Source organism: Bartonella sp. W8122 (assembly GCF_016102485.1).
GTDB lineage: Bacteria > Pseudomonadota > Alphaproteobacteria > Rhizobiales > Rhizobiaceae > Bartonella > Bartonella apihabitans.
This window is the reverse complement of the sequence record NZ_JACFOO010000003.1, coordinates 20,299-40,326: the sequence shown is the minus strand read 5'-3', so window position 1 is coordinate 40,326 and position 20,028 is coordinate 20,299. Positions and strand designations below refer to the sequence as shown.

The following is a 20,028-nucleotide window of genomic DNA, read 5'->3' as shown; positions in this document are numbered from 1 at the left end:
TTTTTAAACGGACATAGTCTATCATGGAGCACAGAAAAAACGCAAAACCGTTTGGAATTATACTATTTGAACAAAAGCCGAAATAATCCGCTTGAACGGGCGGGTATGTTTAATTAATTCGCCATGCAAGGATTTACTTCATAGAACGACATATATGAAAGAAGTTGGTATTATCATATCGGTTGTTGCAACGGACCGGTTTATCACCAGTCCGTATTTTTTTATGTTTATTACAAGAAACACGATTATTTTTGAAGTGCGCTATAGGCCTCGATAATCATTTTTTCGGATTGTTTTAAATAATCGCCGAGAAGCTTGGCAGCTTTTTTGGCTTTTTCTTTTTTTAAGCAGTTAACGATAGCGCGGTTCATGGCTACAAAAGGCTGGTGAAGCGAACGCAAGTCGGAAATCAGACCGAAGATTAATCTGAGTTCGACTGTCAGCTCGGCAAAAAGCCGGTCAAGTCGCGGGCTGTTGCCGAGGCTTACCAGCAATTGGTGAAATTCCATATCGGCAGTACCGACATCCTGCCATTTTTTTTCTTCGCAGAGCTTTTCCGCTTTTCCTACGACTTTGTCCATCATGAAAATAGCTGAATGGGGAAAATGCACATTGCGAACGGAGCCAACTTCGATAATTTTACGTAAGCGGTAAACGTCGATAATCGTGTTGAAATCGGGAATAGTTACGAAGACACCACGGTTCGCACGGTATTCGATAAGTCCGTTTTTTGTGAGCAGGCGAAATGCTTCACGCAATGTATTACGCGAGACCGACAATTTTTTTGCCAGTATCGCTTCGCTCAAATGCTCGCCAGGATGGTAATGGCCGTTGATAATGGCGGCTTCGATGGCTTTTACAGTCTGATCTGCAAGTGATAGTTCATCGTTCGTTTTTTTCATTCGACCGTTTGCCCCCTTGGTTGGCGGTTCCGTCGATATAAATTACGGAGCCTTTTTCACAAAAATAATTGGAAACAAAATGCAAAGCCGAAAACCTCCCCGGTTCAATATCCTCCAAATATATTTACAAGTTTATTTGAGAAAGAAGATGATTGCAATGCCTGACAATCAAAGTTAGATTGTTCAACAATTTAAAAGCAGCCAATAATTTATATTCGAAAAGGGGAGGTTCATATGAAGTCGATTGATTTGAACAGCGATCTGGGTGAAAGTTTTGGTCCCTGGAAAATGGGCGAAGATAGCGAAATGTTGTCTATTGTTACCAGTGCCAATGTTGCTTGTGGTTTTCATGCAGGCGACCCTGCCGGTATTTTAAGAACACTGGAAGCAGCCAAGAAGAATAATGTGCGCGTTGGTGCCCATATCGGTTATCGTGACCTTGTGGGCTTCGGGCGCCGCAATATGGACCCGACCGATAGCGAATTGACAGGTGACGCCATTTATCAGATCGGTGCGCTTATGGGGCTTGCCAAAGCGGCAGGAACCAAAGTTGTCTATGTGAAGCCGCATGGCGCGCTCTATAACACAATTGCCCATGATATGCGTCAGGCGAAAGCCGTTATCAATGCGATCAAAGTGGTCGAGCCGTCACTCATTCTTATGGCCTTGGCAGGCTCGACTCTTATTCCTTTTGCCCGTGAAGCCGGACTTGTTGTGGTGGCAGAAGCTTTTGCCGACCGTGCCTATAAGAGCGATGGGACACTTCTATCCCGCCGCGAAAAAGGTGCTGTGCTGAGTGACCCGGCTGTCGTTGCCGAACGTATGGTAAAATTTGTCGAGACAGGCAAAATTACCGCGATTGATGGCAAAGAGATTAGCCTTGATGCACAGTCGATTTGCCTTCACGGCGATAGTCCGAGTGCTGTATTAATGGCTAGAGCTGTCAAAGCCGGTCTTGAAAAAGCCGGTGTTTCCTTAAAGCCATTTGTTGATTGAGGGAGTGTCTTTTTCCCATGCGCTTTCTCGGTGTCAATAATTCGGCCTTTCTGATCGAGCTTGCCGATCTTGAAGAAACATTGGCTTTGTTTGACCGCTTGCAACAAGAAATCCGGCGCGAAGAGAAAGATCTGCAAGATCAAGAAAAGCTTCAGGGGCAAGAAAGTCTTCAAGCTATTGTCGAAATTATTCCGGCAGCGCGGACTTTGCTCATTAAGTTTGATCCGTCTCTTGCCGATGAAAACACGTTGGAGACAAAAATTGCGGGATTGAAACTTGAAAAAGGGCAACAAAAAAGCGGCAAACTTGTCGAGATACCGGTTGTCTATGACGGGGAAGATCTTGACGATGTTGCCGCTCTTTTAAAAATTGACCGTGAAGAGGTTATCCGTCGTCATGTGGAAAGTCATTATCAGGTTGCTTTTTGTGGCTTTGCTCCCGGTTTTGCCTATTTGACGGGCGGTGATCCCATTTTTAATGTTCCAAGGCGTGCGTCACCACGAAAATCTATTCCCGCCGGTTCTGTAGCACTTGCAGGAAAATTCGGTGGTGTCTATCCGCAACCGAGCCCCGGTGGCTGGCAATTGATCGGGCGGACAAATGTTAAAATGTTTGATCTCGACCGCGACCCGCCTTCACTTTTAAAACCCGGTGACAGGGTGCATTTTGTTGATGTGACGAAAGATTATTCGGCTCGTCCTGAAGGGGCGACAAACTTTTCCTTTTCCCGAAAGGAAAAAGTCGGAACTCTTTCCGAAAAACAAATGAAAAATGACAGGATTGAGATTGCCGAACAGGAAAAATCACAAAACTTTTTTTCGCCTGACGAGGGAAAATTATTGCCGGATAGGTCGGGTAGCAAAGCTTTAAAGAGCATTGCTTCAACGAACGCCGCAGAGCAGAATGAAAAAGCCAGTTTAGCAAAAACGGGCGGTCATGACGACAACGGAAGATCAGCCACCGAAGCAACGCCGAAACCTCAAGAAAATGCGGTTTTCAAATTGGTAACAACATTGATGCCGGTTACATTTCAGGATCGTGGGCGCTTGTTCCAATCTTCTCAAGGGCTTTCCTGTTCAGGGGCACTTGACCAGAAAGCAATGGCCAATGCCAACCGGCTTGTCGGCAATTCTCTTGAACAACCGGTGCTGGAATTCACCTATGGGAATGCGCGTTTAAAAGCATTGCAACCATCGGTTATTGCTTTTACCGGTGCGAACCTGCCAATTACTGTCAAAACAGCAACAGGCACAGTTTTTGTTTTTGAAAAAAACACACCGCTCTCTATTGATGAAGGTGATGAAATCATTCTTGGGCGGCCATTCACAGGCTTTCGTAGCTATATGGCTTTGCGTGGTGGCTTTAAAGTTGAACCGGTTTTAAAAAGTGCTTCTTTTGACAGTCTTTCCAATTTGGGGCCAAAACCGCTATCAGCAGGTGACAACATCTTTATAGCCAATAACAGCGCTTTGCGGCCGGTTTTATTGTCGCTTGATGACCCTTATTCCTTGCCGGAAGCAGGCGATAAAGTGGTGCTTGATGTGGTTATGGGGCCGCGTACCGATTGGTTTACAGAGCAATCAATTGCGATGTTTCTTGAAAAACACTGGCAAGTGACGCCAGCTTCAAACAGAATTGGCATAAGATTACAAAGTGACGCCCGTCTCGAGCGCTCGCGAAGCGATGAATTGCCGAGTGAAGGCACAGTAACGGGGGCAATAGAAGTTCCTGCAAATGGCGAGCCGGTTTTGTTTTTGCGTGACCGACCTGTTACCGGCGGATATCCGGTTATTGCCAATCTTGTTGAAGACCAGATCGACCTTGCGGCACAAATTCCGATAGGGGCCTTTATCAAGTTTCGCGCTGTCAGAAATTTTTATGACAGCGAGCAGAAAAGCTTGAAGAGCGGTGCCAATAAAACTTCAAAAAAATCATGAAATTAAATGGAAATGGCAAGAACCAAAAAACATAAAGTCGAAACACGGGCTTTCGGAAGACACAAGAGCACGGGCTTGATTTAAGAAATTACAAATTCGGAGTGATGGGGACGTTCATGAAAAAAATATTGATTGCCAATCGTGGAGAAATTGCATTGCGCATTATTCGTGCAGCACACGATTATGGTGTTTCTTCGGTTGCAATTTATGCCGATATTGATAGTTCAGCGCTTTTTGTCAAAGAAGCCGACGAGGCTTATAGCCTCAACGGTAACCGGCCGGAAGAAACCTATCTTGATGGCGACAAAATTATTGCTATTGCCAAACGTTCGGGGGCCGATGCCATTCATCCGGGCTATGGCTTTTTGTCGGAAAGTGCCGAATTTGCCAAAGCAGTGATTGATGCAGGTCTCATCTGGATTGGGTCGGATCCGGAAGTGATTGACCTCTTGGGCGACAAGCTCAAAGCCCGTGCAGTTGCAAAAGAGGTGGGCGCGCCGCTTGTTGCCGGTAGCAACGGTATGATCACAAGCGGTAAGGATGTTATCGCTTTTGCCGAAAAATATGGCTTTCCCGTTGCAATCAAGGCAGCGCATGGTGGCGGCGGGCGCGGCATGAAGGTTGTATGGAAACGGGAAGAGGCAGAAGAGCTTTTCCAGTCGGCTGTCCGTGAGGCTGTTCAGGCTTTTGGCCGTGGCGAATGTTATGTCGAACAGTTCCTTGATCGCCCCCGCCATGTCGAAGCGCAGGTGATTGCCGACAAACTGGGGCATGTTGTGGTGCTTGGAACCCGCGATTGTTCATTACAAAGGCGCAACCAGAAACTTGTCGAAGAAGCACCGGCACCGTTTATTTCCGAGAGAGTTGAAAAACGTTTGAAGGAAGCAGCTACAAATATTTGCCGTCATGTCAATTATAGCGGTGTCGGAACTGTCGAATTCCTGTTGGGGCGCAATGACGTTGTTTCCTTTCTCGAAGTCAATACGAGGTTGCAGGTCGAGCATCCTGTGACAGAAGAAACAAGCAGGATTGATGTCGTTGTTGAACAATTCCGTATTGCCGAAGGTTTACCTTTGACAATTGATAAAACGCCTACCCCCATTGGTCACGCCATTGAATTTCGTATCAATGCCGAGGATGTCGGACGCGGGTTTTTGCCGTGCCCTGGAACAATTACAAAGTTTTCGCCGCCGTCTGGTCCCGGTGTGCGGCTTGATAGTGGCGTTCGTGAAGGCGGCATTGTTGCCCCGCAATTTGACTCGATGATTGCGAAACTCGTTATTACCGGAAGAACACGCGAAGAAGCGTTAAAGCGTGCCGCACGGGCTTTGAACGAATTTGAAATCGAAGGGGTTGCAACGGTCTTGCCATTTGACCGGCTTGTTGTTCAACATCCGGATTTTATTGGAGAAAACGGCTTTAAAGTTTATACACGCTGGATCGAGACCGATTTTGCCGAAAAATTGGCTATGGAAACCAAAGCCGATAAAATTGACCCGCAAATTGAGCGTTTCGATATTGAAATTGATGGAAAGCGGGTGGAACTCGGTTTGCCATTCCGGTTTTTGAAATTGCTTGAAGGGGCAGGAAGTGCAGTGAATGGTGCACAAAATCCGCAATTCGATAGTGGGAAACAAGTGAAGGCCGATAAGGGCGCTGGTGATATTGCTGCACCTATTCCCGGAACGATCAAAGCATGGCTCGTCGAGAACGGCAAAAAAGTCGAAGAAGGTTCGACTTTAGCCGTAATGGAGGCCATGAAAATGGAGACTGAAATTAAAGCCGAAACAAGCGGAACACTGGAAATTGTAAAACCCGCTGGCAGTATCGCCAATGTCGGGGAAGTGATTGCCCGTATCCGCTAGAAATCGGGCGCTTTAAAAATCGGCATCCGGAACTTAAAACGGTTTTTAAACCGGAAAAGCCAAGAACGGATAAACTACCGGTTTGGCAGTTAAGGTAAGTGTGCTGAAAGAAAAAACAGCCTGTAGAAAGAGGCTGTTTTTTTAAAGAATGTTAATTGTTAAAAATTCAAGCAGTGTTCCCGATATTTCGAGTGCCCACGTTGTGAGCTGTTCGTTAGAAGTCGGGTGTCGTCTCAAAAGATCGGTGGCTTTCCTCTCAAGAGATCAAAAAAAGTCCACGCCCGTTATGCTTTCATAGCTGTCAGTGCAATTTGTAATATGGGGCGGATTTTGATCTGGCAATGACTAAAGTTGTGCGCGCTCTGATTGCAAACTCGAGAAAAGCTAACCGTTCTTGCCGATTATTTAAAATTCGAAAAACAGGGTACATTCGCCGTTGCACCCATGGAAGATATTGATTATCTCGTGACTGCGAGACAGCCGGACACAATGCGGGAAAATGTTTAAGCTTACTCGTCATTGAAATTGTTGTATAATTTGTAAATCCTTCGGGTTGGCATGCCTGAAGGAAAAAATGAAAGGGTTAGCATTGTCGTTCCAAAATGATTGTTCGAAACCTTTGCCGGAACATTATGTCACCCGTCATTATAAAACCGGTCCGCTCAATGCATTGACAGATGTTGCCGGTGTCAAAGTAGGCCATGTCACGATCAAGGAAGGGGATGCAACCCGCACCGGCGTCACAGCAATTCTGCCGCATTCCAACAATATTTTTCAAAATAAGATACCGGCGGGTTTCAGCGCATTTAACGGTTATGGAAAATTTGCGGGCTCTGTTCAGGTGGAAGAACTTGGCGAGCTTGAAACACCGATCTTGCTTACCAATACACTTGCAACCGGTCGCGCGATTGAAGCACTGATCTATTACACTTTGCATGAAAAGGGCAATGAAAACGCAACATCCATCAATGCTGTTGTCGGTGAAACCAATGATTCACGGCTGAATAATATACGGGCGTTGCGCCCGAGTTTTGATGAAATGCTCGAAGCTTTGAAAAATGCTCGAACCGGCCGGTTTGAAGAAGGGGCAGTGGGAGCCGGCACCGGCACAGTGGCCTTCGGTCTTAAAGGCGGTATCGGCACGGCCTCGCGCCTTATCGAAATTGGTGACAAAACCTATACAATCGGCATTCTCGTGCAGTCGAATTTTGGCGGTCATCTTGGAATTCTCGAAAAGAGCAACATAAATTACCCAGTACCGAGTGCTGATAAAGACGGGTCGATTATTATGATTGTTGCAACCGATGCGCCCCTCGATTCAAGGCAATTGAAACGGCTAGCCAACCGGACATTCGGGGGGCTAGCTAAAAGTGGAGCAGCTTTGAGCAATGGCTCGGGCGATTTTGCCCTTGCTTTTTCCACCGCAAAAGAACTTCGCCATAGAGAAGAAGAATCGCACATGGTTGATGTTCCCCATATTGACGACCGTGCCCTCTCGCCCATGTTCGAGGCGGTCATAGAAGCAACCGAAGAAAGCATTTTACGGTCTTTATGGATGGCGCATGATATGTCGGGCGTTAATGCTGCAACCATGAAACCTTCGCATTTTACGTCGCTTGCCACACTTATCAACAATGCCGCAACAGACTGATTTTTAAAGGAAAATAACGGGCACACAAGCAATTTATATGCCAGTTTTAAAAGTTTTTGAAAAAAACACTTGAACGACAAGTAGGATTTAGGGAATAAAACCGGCTTTGACGGTTTTAAAAAAAGGTAAAGCAGGAATGCGCCCGCAAAAGATATATTCGGCGGCATTTTTAATTGTGAGCAATCTTTTCTTGTGTCCGAAGGGGCAAGACAGCAAGAGTCTGGTGAGTGTGTCATAGCAAGACAGTTTAACGGCGTTGTCCGTGACAACGGGGTGCTCTGTCCATGGTTTTGCCTAAAACAACCATAGTGGGTAGAAAGAATTTGAGAAAAAACCTTTCGTTGAAATTTGAGTACGTTAAAAAAGCGGGTGGAGTCAGCTTTTTCAAACGCGTTCCGGAAAGCGGTTGAAATGTCGGAAGAAAAGAGGTTGGTCAATTTGGATGCGCCGCTATTAAACGTAAAAGGCCTTGATGTCGATTTCAAAACCGAAGACGGCAATTTCCGTGCGGTGAAGTCGCTTGATTTTTCGGTCAATGCCGGTGAAACATTGGCAATCGTGGGCGAAAGCGGCTCGGGAAAATCGGTAACGTCGCTCTCTATTATGCGTCTTATCGAATTCGGCGGTGGCAAGATTTCTTCCGGCGAGGTGCTCTTTAACGACAAGAGCGCTGTGCGCGATCTTACAAAGCTTACGCAATCGCAAATGAATAGCGTTCGCGGCAAAAATATTGCGATGATTTTTCAGGAACCGATGACATCGCTCAATCCCGTTTTCACCATAGGTGACCAGATTGGCGAGGCAATCCGCCTCCATCAGGGGGGTACGCACAAGGAAGTGCGTCAGGAAGCGCTTGCCATGCTTGAAAAAGTGCGTATTCCCGATGCCAAGGGGCTCCTTGATCGCCACCCGCACCAGCTTTCCGGCGGTATGCGCCAAAGGGTGATGATTGCGATGGCACTTGCCTGTCGCCCGCAACTTCTTATTGCCGACGAACCGACAACCGCACTTGATGTAACAATTCAAGCGCAGATTTTGCGCCTTATCCGCATGTTGCAGGACGAGCTTGGCATGGGCGTGGTCTTTATCACCCATGATATGGGGGTCGTTGCCGAGGTTGCCGACCGCGTGCTTGTGATGTGCCGTGGCGACAAGATCGAAGAAGGCACGTCGAACGAAATTTTCAAGCACCCGCAAGCACCTTATACGCAAGCTTTGCTTGCCGCAGTTCCGCAACTTGGTGCACTTGCCAATGAAAAATTGCCGCGTCCTTTCGATATACGCTCAGCCGGTAAAGATAAGGTTGAAGCACTGCCGCAGGATACGGTGAAACCCGATGATGTTGTGCTTGATGTCAAGAAACTCGTAACCCGTTACGATGTCAAAAAGAACTTTTTCGGCAAGGTGACAGGGCGGGTTCATGCTGCCGAGCAGGTGAGCTTTTCCATTAAAGCCGGTGAAACGCTGGCACTTGTTGGTGAAAGTGGTTGCGGCAAATCCACAGTCGGGCGCACGATCATGCAATTGACCGAACCACGGAGCGGCGAAATTCTGCTTCACGGGCGCGACATTTTAAAAATGGATAATGCCGAGCGCCACAAGATACGCCAGAACATCCAATATGTGTTTCAGGATCCGTTTGCCTCGCTTGATCCGCGCTTGACTGTCGGCTTTTCGATTGCCGAACCCTTGTTGACTCATAAACTCGTTCCCTCAAACAAGGTTGACGAGCGTGTGCAGGAATTGTTGCAGGCGGTAGGCCTTCCCCCAAATGTAGCGCGCCGTTACCCGCATGAATTTTCGGGCGGCCAGCGCCAGCGCTTGTGTATTGCCCGCGCATTGGCTTGCGGGCCGGAACTCCTCATTGCCGACGAGGCAGTGGCAGCGCTTGATGTTTCTATTCAGGCGCAAATTGTCAATCTATTGATGGACTTGCAAAGAAAATTGGGTCTATCCTATCTTTTCATCAGCCATGATATGGCTGTGGTGGAGCGCATCAGTCATCGTGTGGCAGTGATGTATCTTGGCCAGATTGTCGAAATCGGTCCAAGGCAGGCAGTGTTCAATCGTCCGCTTCACCCTTATACGCAGCGTCTGCTTGCCGCCGTACCGATAGCCGATCCGGCGCGCCGTTTTATCGAGCGGCCGCTCATTGAAGGGGAAGTGCCAAGCCCTGTACGGGTACCGGGTAATGAACCTTTGGTCGAGCCGCTCGTTGAAGTAGAGCCGGAACATTTTGTTGCCTGTCATCCGGTGGGCATTTTTGAACGCGTTGAACAATCGGGTCTATTGTTTGAAGGAGAGGGAAAATGAGATTTGTTAAACGATATTTTGCAGCCGGACTGGTTTCGGTATTGGCAGCAATGCCGGTTTGGGCAGAAGCCAAACCATTGGCTGTCGGTGTCGAATTCAACCTCACCAAACTTGACCCCACCAATATCAATGACACATTGACAATGACATCGCTGCGCACGGTCTATCAGGGGCTGTTGGGTTTCGACAAGGATTACAAGATTGTTCCGCTTCTGGCCGAACGTTATGAAGCCTCAAGCGACGCCAAGGAATTCACATTTTATCTCAGAAAAGGCGTCAAGTTCCATGATGGCACGGATTTTAACGCCGAGGCAGTGAAATTCAATCTTGACCGTTTAGCCAATCCGGAAAACAAATTGTCGCGGCGGGTGTTGATTTCGATGCTCGACCATGTCGACATTGTCGATGATTATACAATCAAAATTTATCTCAAAGAGCCTTATGGTGCGCTGCCTTCCTCGCTTGCCCACCCCGGTACAATGATGATTTCTCCGGCCGCGATCAAGAAATATGGCAAGGATATTGACCGTCATCCTGTCGGAACCGGACCGTTCAAATTCAAAAGCTGGAGCGGTGATATTTTCGTGGTAACAAAAAACGAAAATTATTGGGGTAAAGTTGCCGATGTCGATGGCGTTCTCATCCGCTCGGTTCCCGAAAGTGGCGCCCGTTTTGCCATGCTACAGGCCGGTGAATTGCAATTTGTTCCCGATTTTCCTTCCGAACTTGTTGAAGTTGCCAAAAAAATACCGACACTTGACGTGACAACAGCCCCGTCGATATATGAATTCTATACGTCGATGAATGTCATGAAAAAACCTTTTGATGACATAAGGGTTCGCAAAGCCCTGAACTATGCCGTCAACAAGGAAGCTTTCTGCAAGGTTGTCCTGAACGGTTATTGTGAGCCGGCAACATCGTCCATTCCGCCGCTATTGCGCTTTTATACCAATGTCGGGCAATATGAATATAACCTCGAAAAAGCCAAACAATTGCTTGCCGAGGCAGGCTATGCAAACGGTTTTGAAACAGAGGTTTTTTCAAGAAACAGCACGGCTGTTATTCGTGCCATGCAGTTTTTGCAACAGGAACTTGCCAAGGTCAATGTCAAGGTTACGGTAACCCCGCTTGAAGCCGGTGTTGAGGCTGACCGCGTCTGGGGAGCCGAAACACCTGAAAAATCCGACGTGCAATTGCTTTATAGTGGCTGGTCGGCTTCAACAGGTGATGCCGATTATGGTCTTCGTCCGCTTTTTGCCAGCGAAAGCTTTCCGCCCAATCTCTATAACACCTCCTATTACAAAAATGAAAAGGTCGATCAGGCTCTCGCCGAAGGGGTAAAGACGGCTGATGATACAAAACGGGCGGAAGCTTATAAAATTGTCCAGCAAACGGTGTTTGAAGATGCTCCGTGGATTTTCCTCGGTGAAAAACAGAATATTTCTGTAAAAACCAAAAAATTGTCAGGCGTTTATATGCTGCCGGATGGTGGTTTCTCGCTTGATGGCGCCAAATTTACCGGTGAATGAAAATAAGGGTGGCAGCCTTGCTGCCACTTTTTGAAAACTTTTATCAACAAACCGATAAATCTCTACAAACCAACGAAATGGATGATTGATGTTGAATTTGAAACGATTGCTTGCTGCGGGGCTGATCTCTACCACCATGTTGATGCCGGCTCTGTCAGAAGCCAAAACGTTGACGGTTGCCGTTCCTGTCAATCTGACAAAACTCGACCCGACCAATATCAATGATACATTGACCATGACTTCGCTCCGGACGATTTATGAAGGCCTGTTGGGGTTCGACAAGGATTTGAAAATTGTACCGCTTCTGGCAGAACGTTATGAAGCCTCGGAAGAGGCCAAAGAATTTACCTTCTATTTGCGCAAAGGCGTGAAGTTCCATGACGGGACAGACTTTAACGCAGAAGCTGTCAAAATCAATCTTGAACGGCTCGCCAATCCTGAAAACAAATTGTCGCGTCGCGTTCTTGTCTCCATGCTCGATCATGTCGAAGTCGTGGATGATTATACCGTCAAGGTTATCCTTAAAGAACCCTATGGCGCTTTTCCATCTTCCATGGCGCATACCGGAACCATGATGATTTCTCCGGCGGCTATAGAAAAATATGGTCGCGATATTGACCGCCACCCTGTTGGCACCGGCCCGTTTATTTTCAAGAACCGTTCAAGCGACACATTTGAAGTCATAAAAAACGACCATTACTGGAATGGCACTGTCGGCGTTGATGGCGTCACCATTCGTTCGGTACCGGAAAACGGTGCGCGTTTTGCCATGTTGCAGGCGCAAGAAGTGCAATTCGTTCCCGATTTTCCGCCGGAACTTTTTGCCGTTGCACAGAAGATGCCCAATCTGGTTGTGACGAAAGAACCGTCTATTGCGGAATATTATGTGGCAATCAACACAATGAAAAAGCCGTTTGACGATGTGCGTGTGCGTCAGGCTATGAATTATGCAGTTGATAAAAATGCCTTTTGCAAAGTTGTGATGAACGGTTTTTGCGAACCGGCCACATCACCTATTCCACCACTTCTGAAATATTACACCAATGTCGGTGAGTATAAATATAATATCGAAAAAGCCAAAGAGCTTTTGACAGACGCCGGTTATCCGAATGGTTTCAATACCGAAATTTTCGGCAAAAACAGCACCATGGTCATTCGCGGTTTGCAGTTTTTGCAGCAGCAACTGGCCGCAGTGAATATCAAGGTGAACGTTACACCGCTTGAAGCCGGTGTCGAGGCTGACCGCGTCTGGGGGGCAAGAACACCCGAAGAATCAACTGTGCAAATGCAGTTTGGTGGCTGGTCGGCATCAACTGCCGATGCCGATTATGGAATGCGCCCGCTTTTTTCGAGCGAAAGCTTTCCGCCCAATCTCTTCAATGTTGCCTATTATAAAAATGCCGAGGTCGACCAAGATCTTTCAGATGCCGTCAAAACGGCAGATGACACAAAACGCGCCGAGCTTTACGGCAAAGCGCAAAAGATCATCTTTCAGGATGCACCATGGATATTCCTTGGCCAGAAAGACGTGCTTTCCGGCAAAACAAAGAACCTTGAAGGTGTTTATGCATTGCCGGATGGCGGTTTTCTTTTGAAAGATGCAAAGTTTGCCGATTGAAACGGAGTTTTTTGAATTGAACCCGTGGTTATCCATAAAAACACGGGTTTTTAAACTGGATAATAACGGAGAATAGGCGCGTGTTCGCGCCGTTCAGCCTAAATTTCGGGATTTTCGATGTTTGCTTTTATTATCAAACGCCTGCTTTCCATCATACCGGTGATTTTTGTCATATCACTGATCGTATTCGGTTTTGTGCGGCTTTTGCCGGGCGATCCTGCCCGTCTTGCAGCAGGTGTTGATGCCGATGCGGAAACAGTGGAAGCCATGCGCTCGCAACTTGGTCTTGATCGGCCGATATGGGCGCAATATGTGACCTTTGTGGAAAACGCCGTTCATGGTGATTTTGGCGAATCCTTGAAAACCCGCAAACCCGTTTCAACAGAAATTGGCGAACGTTTTATGCCAACTGTCTGGCTCACCGTTTTTTCGATGATCTGGTCAACCATATTGGGGCTCTTAATCGGTGTTTTTTCGGCGGTCAAAAGAGGGCGTTGGCAGGATTATACCGGTATGGTTGTGGCCGTTTCCGGCATTTCATTTCCGGTGTTCTGGCTTGGCCTTCTCTTGATCAATCTCTTTTCTGTGCGGCTTGGCCTTCTTCCAACCGGCGGTTATGGAACAGCACTTCATTTTATCATGCCGTCATTTACACTCGGCGTCGGGGTTGCCGCCGTGATGGCACGCTTTTCGCGTTCGGCCTTTATCGAAATATCGCGTGAGGATTACATCCGCACTGCTCGCGCCAAAGGGGTTCCCGAACGTCTGGTGACATGGAAACACACATTGCGCAATGCGCTTATTCCGGTCATCACCATGGTGGGTCTGCAATTCGGCTTTTTGCTTGGTGGCTCGATTGTTGTCGAAACAGTGTTTTCGTGGCCGGGTCTTGGAAGACTGTTGATCGATTCTGTCTCCTATCGCGACTATCCGGTTCTTCAGGCGCTGATCTTGCTCTTTTCACTAGAGTTCATCCTTATCAATCTTCTGGTTGATGTTCTCTATGCTTTTGTTAATCCGGAGATCCGTTACTCATGAGTGCGAACACTTCATCCGATACACTTGTTGCCGAGGCAACGCGCAAGCCCTTTGGCGAATTTTTGCGTCGTTTCGCGCGCCAGAAAGCCGCGATTGTGGCACTTGTTTTTCTGCTTTTGTTGATCGGCTCGGCTATTTTCGCTCCCTTGTTCATGACGCTTGACCCCAATAGTGCCGATTATAATGCCATTTTGCAGGGTTCATCTGCCGCCCACTGGGCAGGAACCGATGAATATGGCCGCGATATATTTACCCGCATCATTTATGGCGGGCGTATCTCTCTGGCTGTCGGTTTTCTATCGGTCACGCTTGGCGGTCTTATCGGGGTGTTTCTGGGAATTCTTGCTGGCTTTTATGGCGGCTTTCTCGACTCTCTCATTATGCGCATTTCCGATGTGCTGTTTGCCTTCCCCGGCATTTTGCTTGCCATTGCCGTCATCGCCATTCTGGGGCCGGGAATTGACAATGTGATTTATGCGGTTGCGGTGTTTTCCGTACCGGTTTTTGCCCGTCTTTCGCGCGGAACGACACTTTCGATGAAAAAGGCTGTCTATATTGATGCGGCGCGTGCCATCGGTGTTTCCGACCATATGATTGTGTTGCGCCATTTGCTGCCCGGAACCTTACCCAATGTGATTGTCTATTTTTCCATGCGTATCGGCACATCTATTTTAACCGCTGCAAGCCTTTCCTTTATCGGCCTTGGGGCACAACCACCAAGCTCGGAATGGGGGGCAATGCTTGCCGCTGGACGCAGCTATATGGGCGTTGCCGACCACCTCACCCTTTATCCGGGTATTGCAATTTTCGTTACGGTTTTGGCCTTCAATGTTTTCGGCGATGGCTTGCGTGACGCGCTTGATCCAAAAATCGACGTCAATTGACCGGCGTCGAAACGCTATTTTTTTAAAATAGCCTGAAATGTTTTTTGAAAGGACTTTGAAATGTCGTCTCCTGTAAAACCGGTTATCGCCATTCATGGTGGCGCCGGCACAATGCGCTCGAAAGATATGACGGAAGAAAAAGAAAGAGCCTATCGTCATGGATTGACATTGGCACTTGAGGCAGGGCGGGCAGTGCTGAAAGCAAATGGCTCGGCCGTTGATGCGGTCACTGCTTCCGTGATGGCACTGGAAGACGATCCGCTTTTCAATGCCGGTCGTGGCGCTGTTTATACCACCAACCGCACGCAGGAAATGGATGCGGCCATTATGGACGGGCGCGACAGGAATGCCGGTGCCGTTGCCGGAATTTTCGGGCCGCGTCATCCGGTTCTTGCAGCCCGCGCCGTCATGGAAAAAACCGAACATGTTTTTCTTGCCGGTGAAGGGGCCAATGAATTTTGCCGCGAGATCGGGCTCGAGATAAAACCGGCCGAATGGTTTTATACCGAACGGCGCATGAAAGCGCTTGAACAGGAAATGGAGCGGCGCCGCAATGGTGGGGAAGAAAATGATCCCTCACGTCGCCACGGCACAGTCGGTGCTGTTGCCTGTGACGTTTTCGGCCATGTGGCTGCGGCAACATCCACCGGCGGAATGACTGCCAAGTTCCCCGGTCGTGTCGGCGATAGCCCGGTTATCGGTGCCGGTACATGGGCAGATGACAAAACCTGTGCAGTTTCGGCAACCGGACATGGCGAATATTTTATCCGCTATGCCGCAGCACACGAAATCGATGCCCGTATCCGCTGGGGAAAAGAAACACTTGAAGAAGCCGCACAATCGGTTGTCAAAGATCTTGCAAAAATCGGCGGCGAGGGCGGGCTTATTGCCGTTAATGCCAAGGGCGAAGTCTGTCTGCCTTTCAATAGCGAGGGAATGTATCGCGCATGGATGGGGCAGGACGGTGAAATCCATACCGGCATTTATTGATTTTCCGGCAATCGGTGATTGTTCGTTAAGTTTGTTAAGTGAAGGGGAAACTGTTTCCCTTTGCGCAGCATTTCTGCTTTGAAGTTGGTTTCAGAATTTCATTAAAATATCGGTTTGTAAGCTTTCTTTTCCGGAACATTTTTAAGCCGGAAAAACCGTAAGGCTGCTTTTGTAAAGTATGCCAAGATCAATGCCGAAATTTGAAGCTTCACACTCGAAAAGCAGGTCTTGTTTTACCATTAAAAGCAGGTCTATCCCATATTGTTTTGAATGTGAAACCGGTCGCCTCAAAAAGAAGAAAAAGCGGGCGAAAGCCCGCTTTCATGGTTCAAGAAAAGTTCAAGCCTTCTCTCACATGACTGAAGCGGCAAGTGCAGAAACAGCGCTCATCCAGCCGATTGCATCACGAACCGAATTGCAGTCAAAGCCGATTGTTACCGCGTCAATACGCTTGGCCGGAGGGAGATGTGCGGCCTGATCGGCAAGGGCTGGCCAAAGAACCTCGAATTTCACCATAAAAGGTGGGCGTATAATAAAGGGTTTCATTTCATGCTTGTTTTTGACAGCTTCGAAGGCGGCCGCTTTTATTTTTTCGCACGATTTTGTGGGCGAAAGAGAACGCGCAGCACGATTGGCATAAGCATGTTTGACCGTTGCAAATCTCGCTTTGGGGAAAAATTCCCTGTTTTGTTCTTCAAGGCAATTGTCGCCGGTTAAAAGCCCGACAGGGATACCAAGTTCACCCGCATAGGCGCCATAAATGCCGGGTTCTCCCAATCGTTTGTCACCAAGATAGACAGCACGGAAAGCGCGGCTGTTGGTGGTGTGGGCAAGCACACCTTCAAGGCTTGCACCGGCATGGTGGCCAACAAGAAAAACCATATCGAAACCGCCATCGGCAAGGCCGCAAGCCATATTTTGCGGTTTCGGTTTTCCCTGAATAAGTTCGGCATCGGGATGGAGAAGTTCGGGAACAAGATTGACCATTGCACCATGGGAATCGTTCACAACAACTTCTTTTGCACCGGCTTCAAATGCACCGGTAACAGCAGCATTGACTTCGTTGGTCATCAGGCGGCGCGCCCGTTCATATTCGGCATTGCCGGATGAACATTGCTGAGGGATAACAACACCGGCCACCCCCTCTATATCGGCTGAAATATAAATTTTCATAAAATTCTCATTGTCCTGTTTTTTAAAATCCGCGACCGGTCGAAAGCCGCGCCAAAACAAACAGAAGGTTAGAACCTTCTGTTATGAAGACAAAGAGTATGACAGAAACTGAATTGGTGATGCAAGGAATAGAAGCGGAAAGTCGGATAATTTCGTTGTCGAAGAAAAAAGTTTTTCGTGAAAATTTCCGCTTTGGCTATTCCTTGCGATCCCCCGCTAAAGTTTTTTCATATGTCTTTCGGCGAGATAACCGAAGCCGACACCGAGTATCAGCCACAATATGGCCTGAATACCGAAAGTCGCAATGCGGAAATGCCACAAAACATCCGCTGAAAAATCGGCCGGAACTTCGTTGACAACCGGCATAATGAAATAGACGATCCCCATGAATACGGCATAGCCGATCATGGCAATAATCGCCGCATTAAGCCCGCCGAATTTTGCTTTAAGCCGGTTTGCCACAACATAAACCAGAACCATGGCAAGAAGTGACACCAGAATAAGCGCAAAATAGTCTTCGGTACGGGAAACAATAGTTTCGGGTTGCCCGACCGCTGGCGGGTTGGATGGATATTTCAACTGCGGCACCAGTACCACCGAGATAAAGGCAGAAGCCGAAATTATGAGACTTGTGGCCATGATGTTCAATTTTCCCAAACGGCCAAAGGCATAGCTGCAAAAACAGGAAAAAAGCCCGCCTGCACCCGCACCAAAAACCACAAGTGCAGTCAAAAGACCAAAACCGGCCTGTGTTTTTCTGCTAACAACTTCTTCTTCAGCTTCATGGGAATGACCGCTTTGTGCTTCCTCTGCCGCTTCATGGGATTCTTCAAAAGCAATGGCACGATCAACATAAGGCTCGCCGTAAAGGCGGGCAAATCCGAACGCAATAAGACCGGCAACGAGGCCGACAAGCATGCCCCGATAAAGGAGTGAACCCATTATTCTATCTCCTCAGTGACATGGAAAGCCGAGAAGATGGCGCCCATCATGAACGAATTCATGAATGGTGGTGCCGCTGAAAAGCGACAATGCACCTTGCTCTGTGGTGATGAAATAAAGTGCGATGAGGCAAATGAGACCGCCAAAAATAGCCCATGGCAAAATGGCTTTGACCGGAATGGTTTTTGCCGGAACAAATATGGTTTGCGGCGCATGCGCCGTTTTAATAGACATGAAACCTCCTTCAGGATAACGCGTCCTTGAGTTTAAGGGAAAAGCATCCAAATCGAAGTTCTGGCTTCTGTCCCATGATTGGTAGACAGTCACAGTGGCGCGACCGCCCCGGATTGACACCGGGTTCCACGAAGTTGAATGTGAGGTTCACCATAGTCTCAAGCAAAATCCCTGTCAAATTCTGTTTGAAAATACTAGATTATTGTCTGTGACAATTTAGAAATTCATCGTGTTTGGATGAAATAAAAAGATCGGGAAGCGAAATGGCGGAAATTATTATTATGACTCATGGCATGACACGCGCCGAACAGCGCGGCATTTTTCCCGGAAATGAAAGTCTTGATAGCGATGTCCTTTTGCCCGAAAATTTTTCAATTCAAAAGAGCATGAATATTGTTTGCGCCAATCTTACCTCATCTATCCGCACGGTCGAATTATTGGGGCTGGATTTCAAAATAGATTTTTCAATTCCTGTTATCGATTACGGCCATTGGCAAAGAAAAGCCTTGAAAGAACTCGCAAATGAAGAAGAAGACGAGCTTGAGCAATGGTTGAGCGACCCTTATTCGGCCCCGCATGGGGGAACGTCTTTCAAAACCCTTTATGACAAAACCGCAGACTGGCTTGAACATGTGAATTATTCCGAACCAACATTGATCGTTGCCGATGCCAATTTTTTGCGAATGGTTATGCTTGATGTGTTGAAAGCACCACTTGCATCTTTGTTCAAAATTGATACTGCTCCGCTCACATCTATAAAATTTGTAAAACGTCACGATCATTCAAAAATTTCATTGTTCCCCTCAAATATCGAATGACCGACAGATCAATTCCGATTTCCCGTTTTGTTTTGCCTGAGTGGGGAAAACAGATTGTTCATAGAGACCCATTTGCACCGGCGATTTCGCTTGTGACGTTCTCCAGATTTTTCCTGTTTATGAAGCCGTCACTTTCACTATTCATGAATATCAATCATATCTTTAACAAAAAAAGAAAACACAACGATAAAATATTGTTTGAATTAGATTTTCGATGACTGGAAGATAGCGTTTTTCTTTCCCTATCAGTTGCGGTTTTTTAGAGGTTTTGTCGAACATGAAAATAGCAATCGTTTATCATAGTGGCTTCGGGCACACGCAAAAATTGGCACATTATGTCGAAGAGGGAGCGAAAGAAGTAAAAAATGCCGAAACATTTTTGATCGGACTTGATGAAAAACCGGTCGATTGGACCCTGCTTGAAAAAGTCGATGCGATTATTTTCGGCTCGCCCACCTATAATGGAACCGTTAGTGCACGTTTCAAACAATTCATGGAAGATTCAACCGGTCCGGCTTTTGTCGAACAGAAATGGCGCAACAAGATTGCGGCAGGTTTTACCAATTCGGGAGCCGAATATGGCGACAAGCTCAACAGTTTGATGACAATGAACCTTTTGCCGCCCAACATGCGATGATATGGGGCAATCTCGGTTTGCTTTCCGGTAAAACACGCAATGATCTTAATGGTATCGGAAGCTGACTCGGCGCTATGGCGCAGTCGGATAATGCGTCACAGGATGTCACACGAAAAATAGAAGATCTGAACACCGCCAAATATCTCGGACATCATGTTGCGGAAATTACCAAACAATTTTGTAACGGCAAATAAACAGTTCATTGTATAGGCGCGCTTGAAACCACTCGAAAAACTTCACGCTTTTTAAAATAGCTTACTTGCGCATTCGTTTGGCAATTGTTTTTTCAAACTTGACGGGCAGAGGGTTCAGTTTAAAAAGCCAGTGCGCGGGTTACCCGCAAATGTGCAGAGCAGGAAAATGTGTAGCTTTAAAATGCCAATTCATGTTTCAAATCTTTTTCCGTTCGTTTGATCGTTCCTGTTTGCTGCCAGCGCGAGGCAGATTATAAAAATCCTGTTTCGGGTTGTATGGTCTGATTTTGTTTAAACAAATGAGGTG

General features: G+C 47.3%; 16 protein-coding genes and 1 riboswitch. Of the genes, 12 read left to right on the top strand and 4 right to left on the bottom strand.

Annotation, left to right across the window (positions count from 1 at the left end; genetic code table 11):
- Positions 1-245: 245 nt before the first annotated feature.
- A complete protein-coding gene (locus tag H3S83_RS11260) occupies positions 246-902 on the bottom strand; it encodes a GntR family transcriptional regulator (protein WP_198239883.1) in 657 nt (218 codons plus the stop codon).
- A 234-nt stretch (positions 903-1,136) separates the two neighbouring features.
- Between H3S83_RS11260 and H3S83_RS11255 the strand changes: the two genes are divergently transcribed.
- From H3S83_RS11255 to H3S83_RS11210, 10 genes are all read left to right on the top strand, one after another.
- Positions 1,137-1,898 (top strand): LamB/YcsF family protein, encoded by a 762-nt coding sequence (locus tag H3S83_RS11255; protein WP_198239882.1) that lies wholly within the window; start codon positions 1,137-1,139, stop codon positions 1,896-1,898.
- 17 nt (positions 1,899-1,915) lie between these two features.
- Entirely contained in the window at positions 1,916-3,835 is a 1,920-nt protein-coding gene (pxpB, locus tag H3S83_RS11250; protein WP_198239881.1) for a 5-oxoprolinase subunit PxpB, read from the top strand.
- A 116-nt stretch (positions 3,836-3,951) separates the two neighbouring features.
- Positions 3,952-5,700 (top strand): biotin carboxylase N-terminal domain-containing protein, encoded by a 1,749-nt coding sequence (locus H3S83_RS11245; RefSeq protein WP_198239880.1) that lies wholly within the window; start codon positions 3,952-3,954, stop codon positions 5,698-5,700.
- A 574-nt stretch (positions 5,701-6,274) separates the two neighbouring features.
- Positions 6,275-7,351, top strand: coding sequence for a P1 family peptidase (locus H3S83_RS11240; protein ID WP_198239879.1), 1,077 nt, complete (start codon positions 6,275-6,277; stop codon positions 7,349-7,351).
- A 411-nt stretch (positions 7,352-7,762) separates the two neighbouring features.
- Positions 7,763-9,664, top strand: a complete 1,902-nt coding sequence (locus H3S83_RS11235) for a dipeptide ABC transporter ATP-binding protein (protein WP_198239878.1) — start codon at positions 7,763-7,765, stop codon at positions 9,662-9,664.
- Positions 9,661-11,193 carry a glutathione ABC transporter substrate-binding protein gene (locus tag H3S83_RS11230; protein WP_198239877.1) on the top strand — a complete coding sequence of 511 codons (1,533 nt, stop codon included), beginning with the start codon at positions 9,661-9,663 and terminating at the stop codon, positions 11,191-11,193. The genes H3S83_RS11235 and H3S83_RS11230 overlap by 4 nt, the downstream gene beginning before the upstream one ends.
- A gap of 88 nt (positions 11,194-11,281) precedes the next feature.
- Positions 11,282-12,811 (top strand): glutathione ABC transporter substrate-binding protein, encoded by a 1,530-nt coding sequence (locus H3S83_RS11225; RefSeq protein WP_198239876.1) that lies wholly within the window; start codon positions 11,282-11,284, stop codon positions 12,809-12,811.
- Positions 12,812-12,928: 117 nt separating this feature from the next.
- Positions 12,929-13,849: a glutathione ABC transporter permease GsiC gene (gene gsiC / locus H3S83_RS11220; RefSeq protein ID WP_077972606.1), complete on the top strand. Its 921-nt coding sequence runs from the start codon at positions 12,929-12,931 to the stop codon at positions 13,847-13,849.
- Entirely contained in the window at positions 13,846-14,733 is an 888-nt protein-coding gene (locus H3S83_RS11215; RefSeq protein WP_075869114.1) for an ABC transporter permease subunit, read from the top strand. The genes gsiC and H3S83_RS11215 overlap by 4 nt, the downstream gene beginning before the upstream one ends.
- Before the next feature lie 60 nt (positions 14,734-14,793).
- Complete coding sequence (locus H3S83_RS11210) at positions 14,794-15,723, top strand: isoaspartyl peptidase/L-asparaginase family protein (RefSeq protein ID WP_075915103.1); 930 nt, start codon at positions 14,794-14,796, stop codon at positions 15,721-15,723.
- A 351-nt stretch (positions 15,724-16,074) separates the two neighbouring features.
- Here the strand turns inward: H3S83_RS11210 and H3S83_RS11205 are convergent, their stop codons facing one another.
- The 3 genes from H3S83_RS11205 to H3S83_RS11195 all read right to left on the bottom strand — a co-directional run bounded on the left by H3S83_RS11205 (position 16,075) and on the right by H3S83_RS11195 (position 18,072).
- Positions 16,075-16,896 carry a M55 family metallopeptidase gene (locus H3S83_RS11205; protein WP_198239875.1) on the bottom strand — a complete coding sequence of 274 codons (822 nt, stop codon included), beginning with the start codon at positions 16,894-16,896 and terminating at the stop codon, positions 16,075-16,077.
- Between the two features lie 216 nt (positions 16,897-17,112).
- Positions 17,113-17,841, bottom strand: a complete 729-nt coding sequence (locus H3S83_RS11200; RefSeq protein ID WP_198239908.1) for a CbtA family protein — start codon at positions 17,839-17,841, stop codon at positions 17,113-17,115.
- Positions 17,842-17,850: 9 nt separating this feature from the next.
- Complete coding sequence (locus tag H3S83_RS11195; protein WP_075915101.1) at positions 17,851-18,072, bottom strand: CbtB-domain containing protein; 222 nt, start codon at positions 18,070-18,072, stop codon at positions 17,851-17,853.
- Between the two features lie 57 nt (positions 18,073-18,129).
- Positions 18,130-18,200: riboswitch (cobalamin riboswitch) on the bottom strand.
- A 135-nt stretch (positions 18,201-18,335) separates the two neighbouring features.
- Between H3S83_RS11195 and H3S83_RS11190 the strand changes: the two genes are divergently transcribed.
- Together H3S83_RS11190 and H3S83_RS11545 are read left to right on the top strand one after the other, a co-directional pair.
- Entirely contained in the window at positions 18,336-18,890 is a 555-nt protein-coding gene (locus tag H3S83_RS11190; protein ID WP_198239874.1) for a histidine phosphatase family protein, read from the top strand.
- 277 nt (positions 18,891-19,167) lie between these two features.
- A complete protein-coding gene (locus H3S83_RS11545) occupies positions 19,168-19,527 on the top strand; it encodes a flavodoxin family protein (protein WP_246741807.1) in 360 nt (119 codons plus the stop codon).
- The last annotated feature ends 501 nt before the right edge of the window (positions 19,528-20,028 follow it).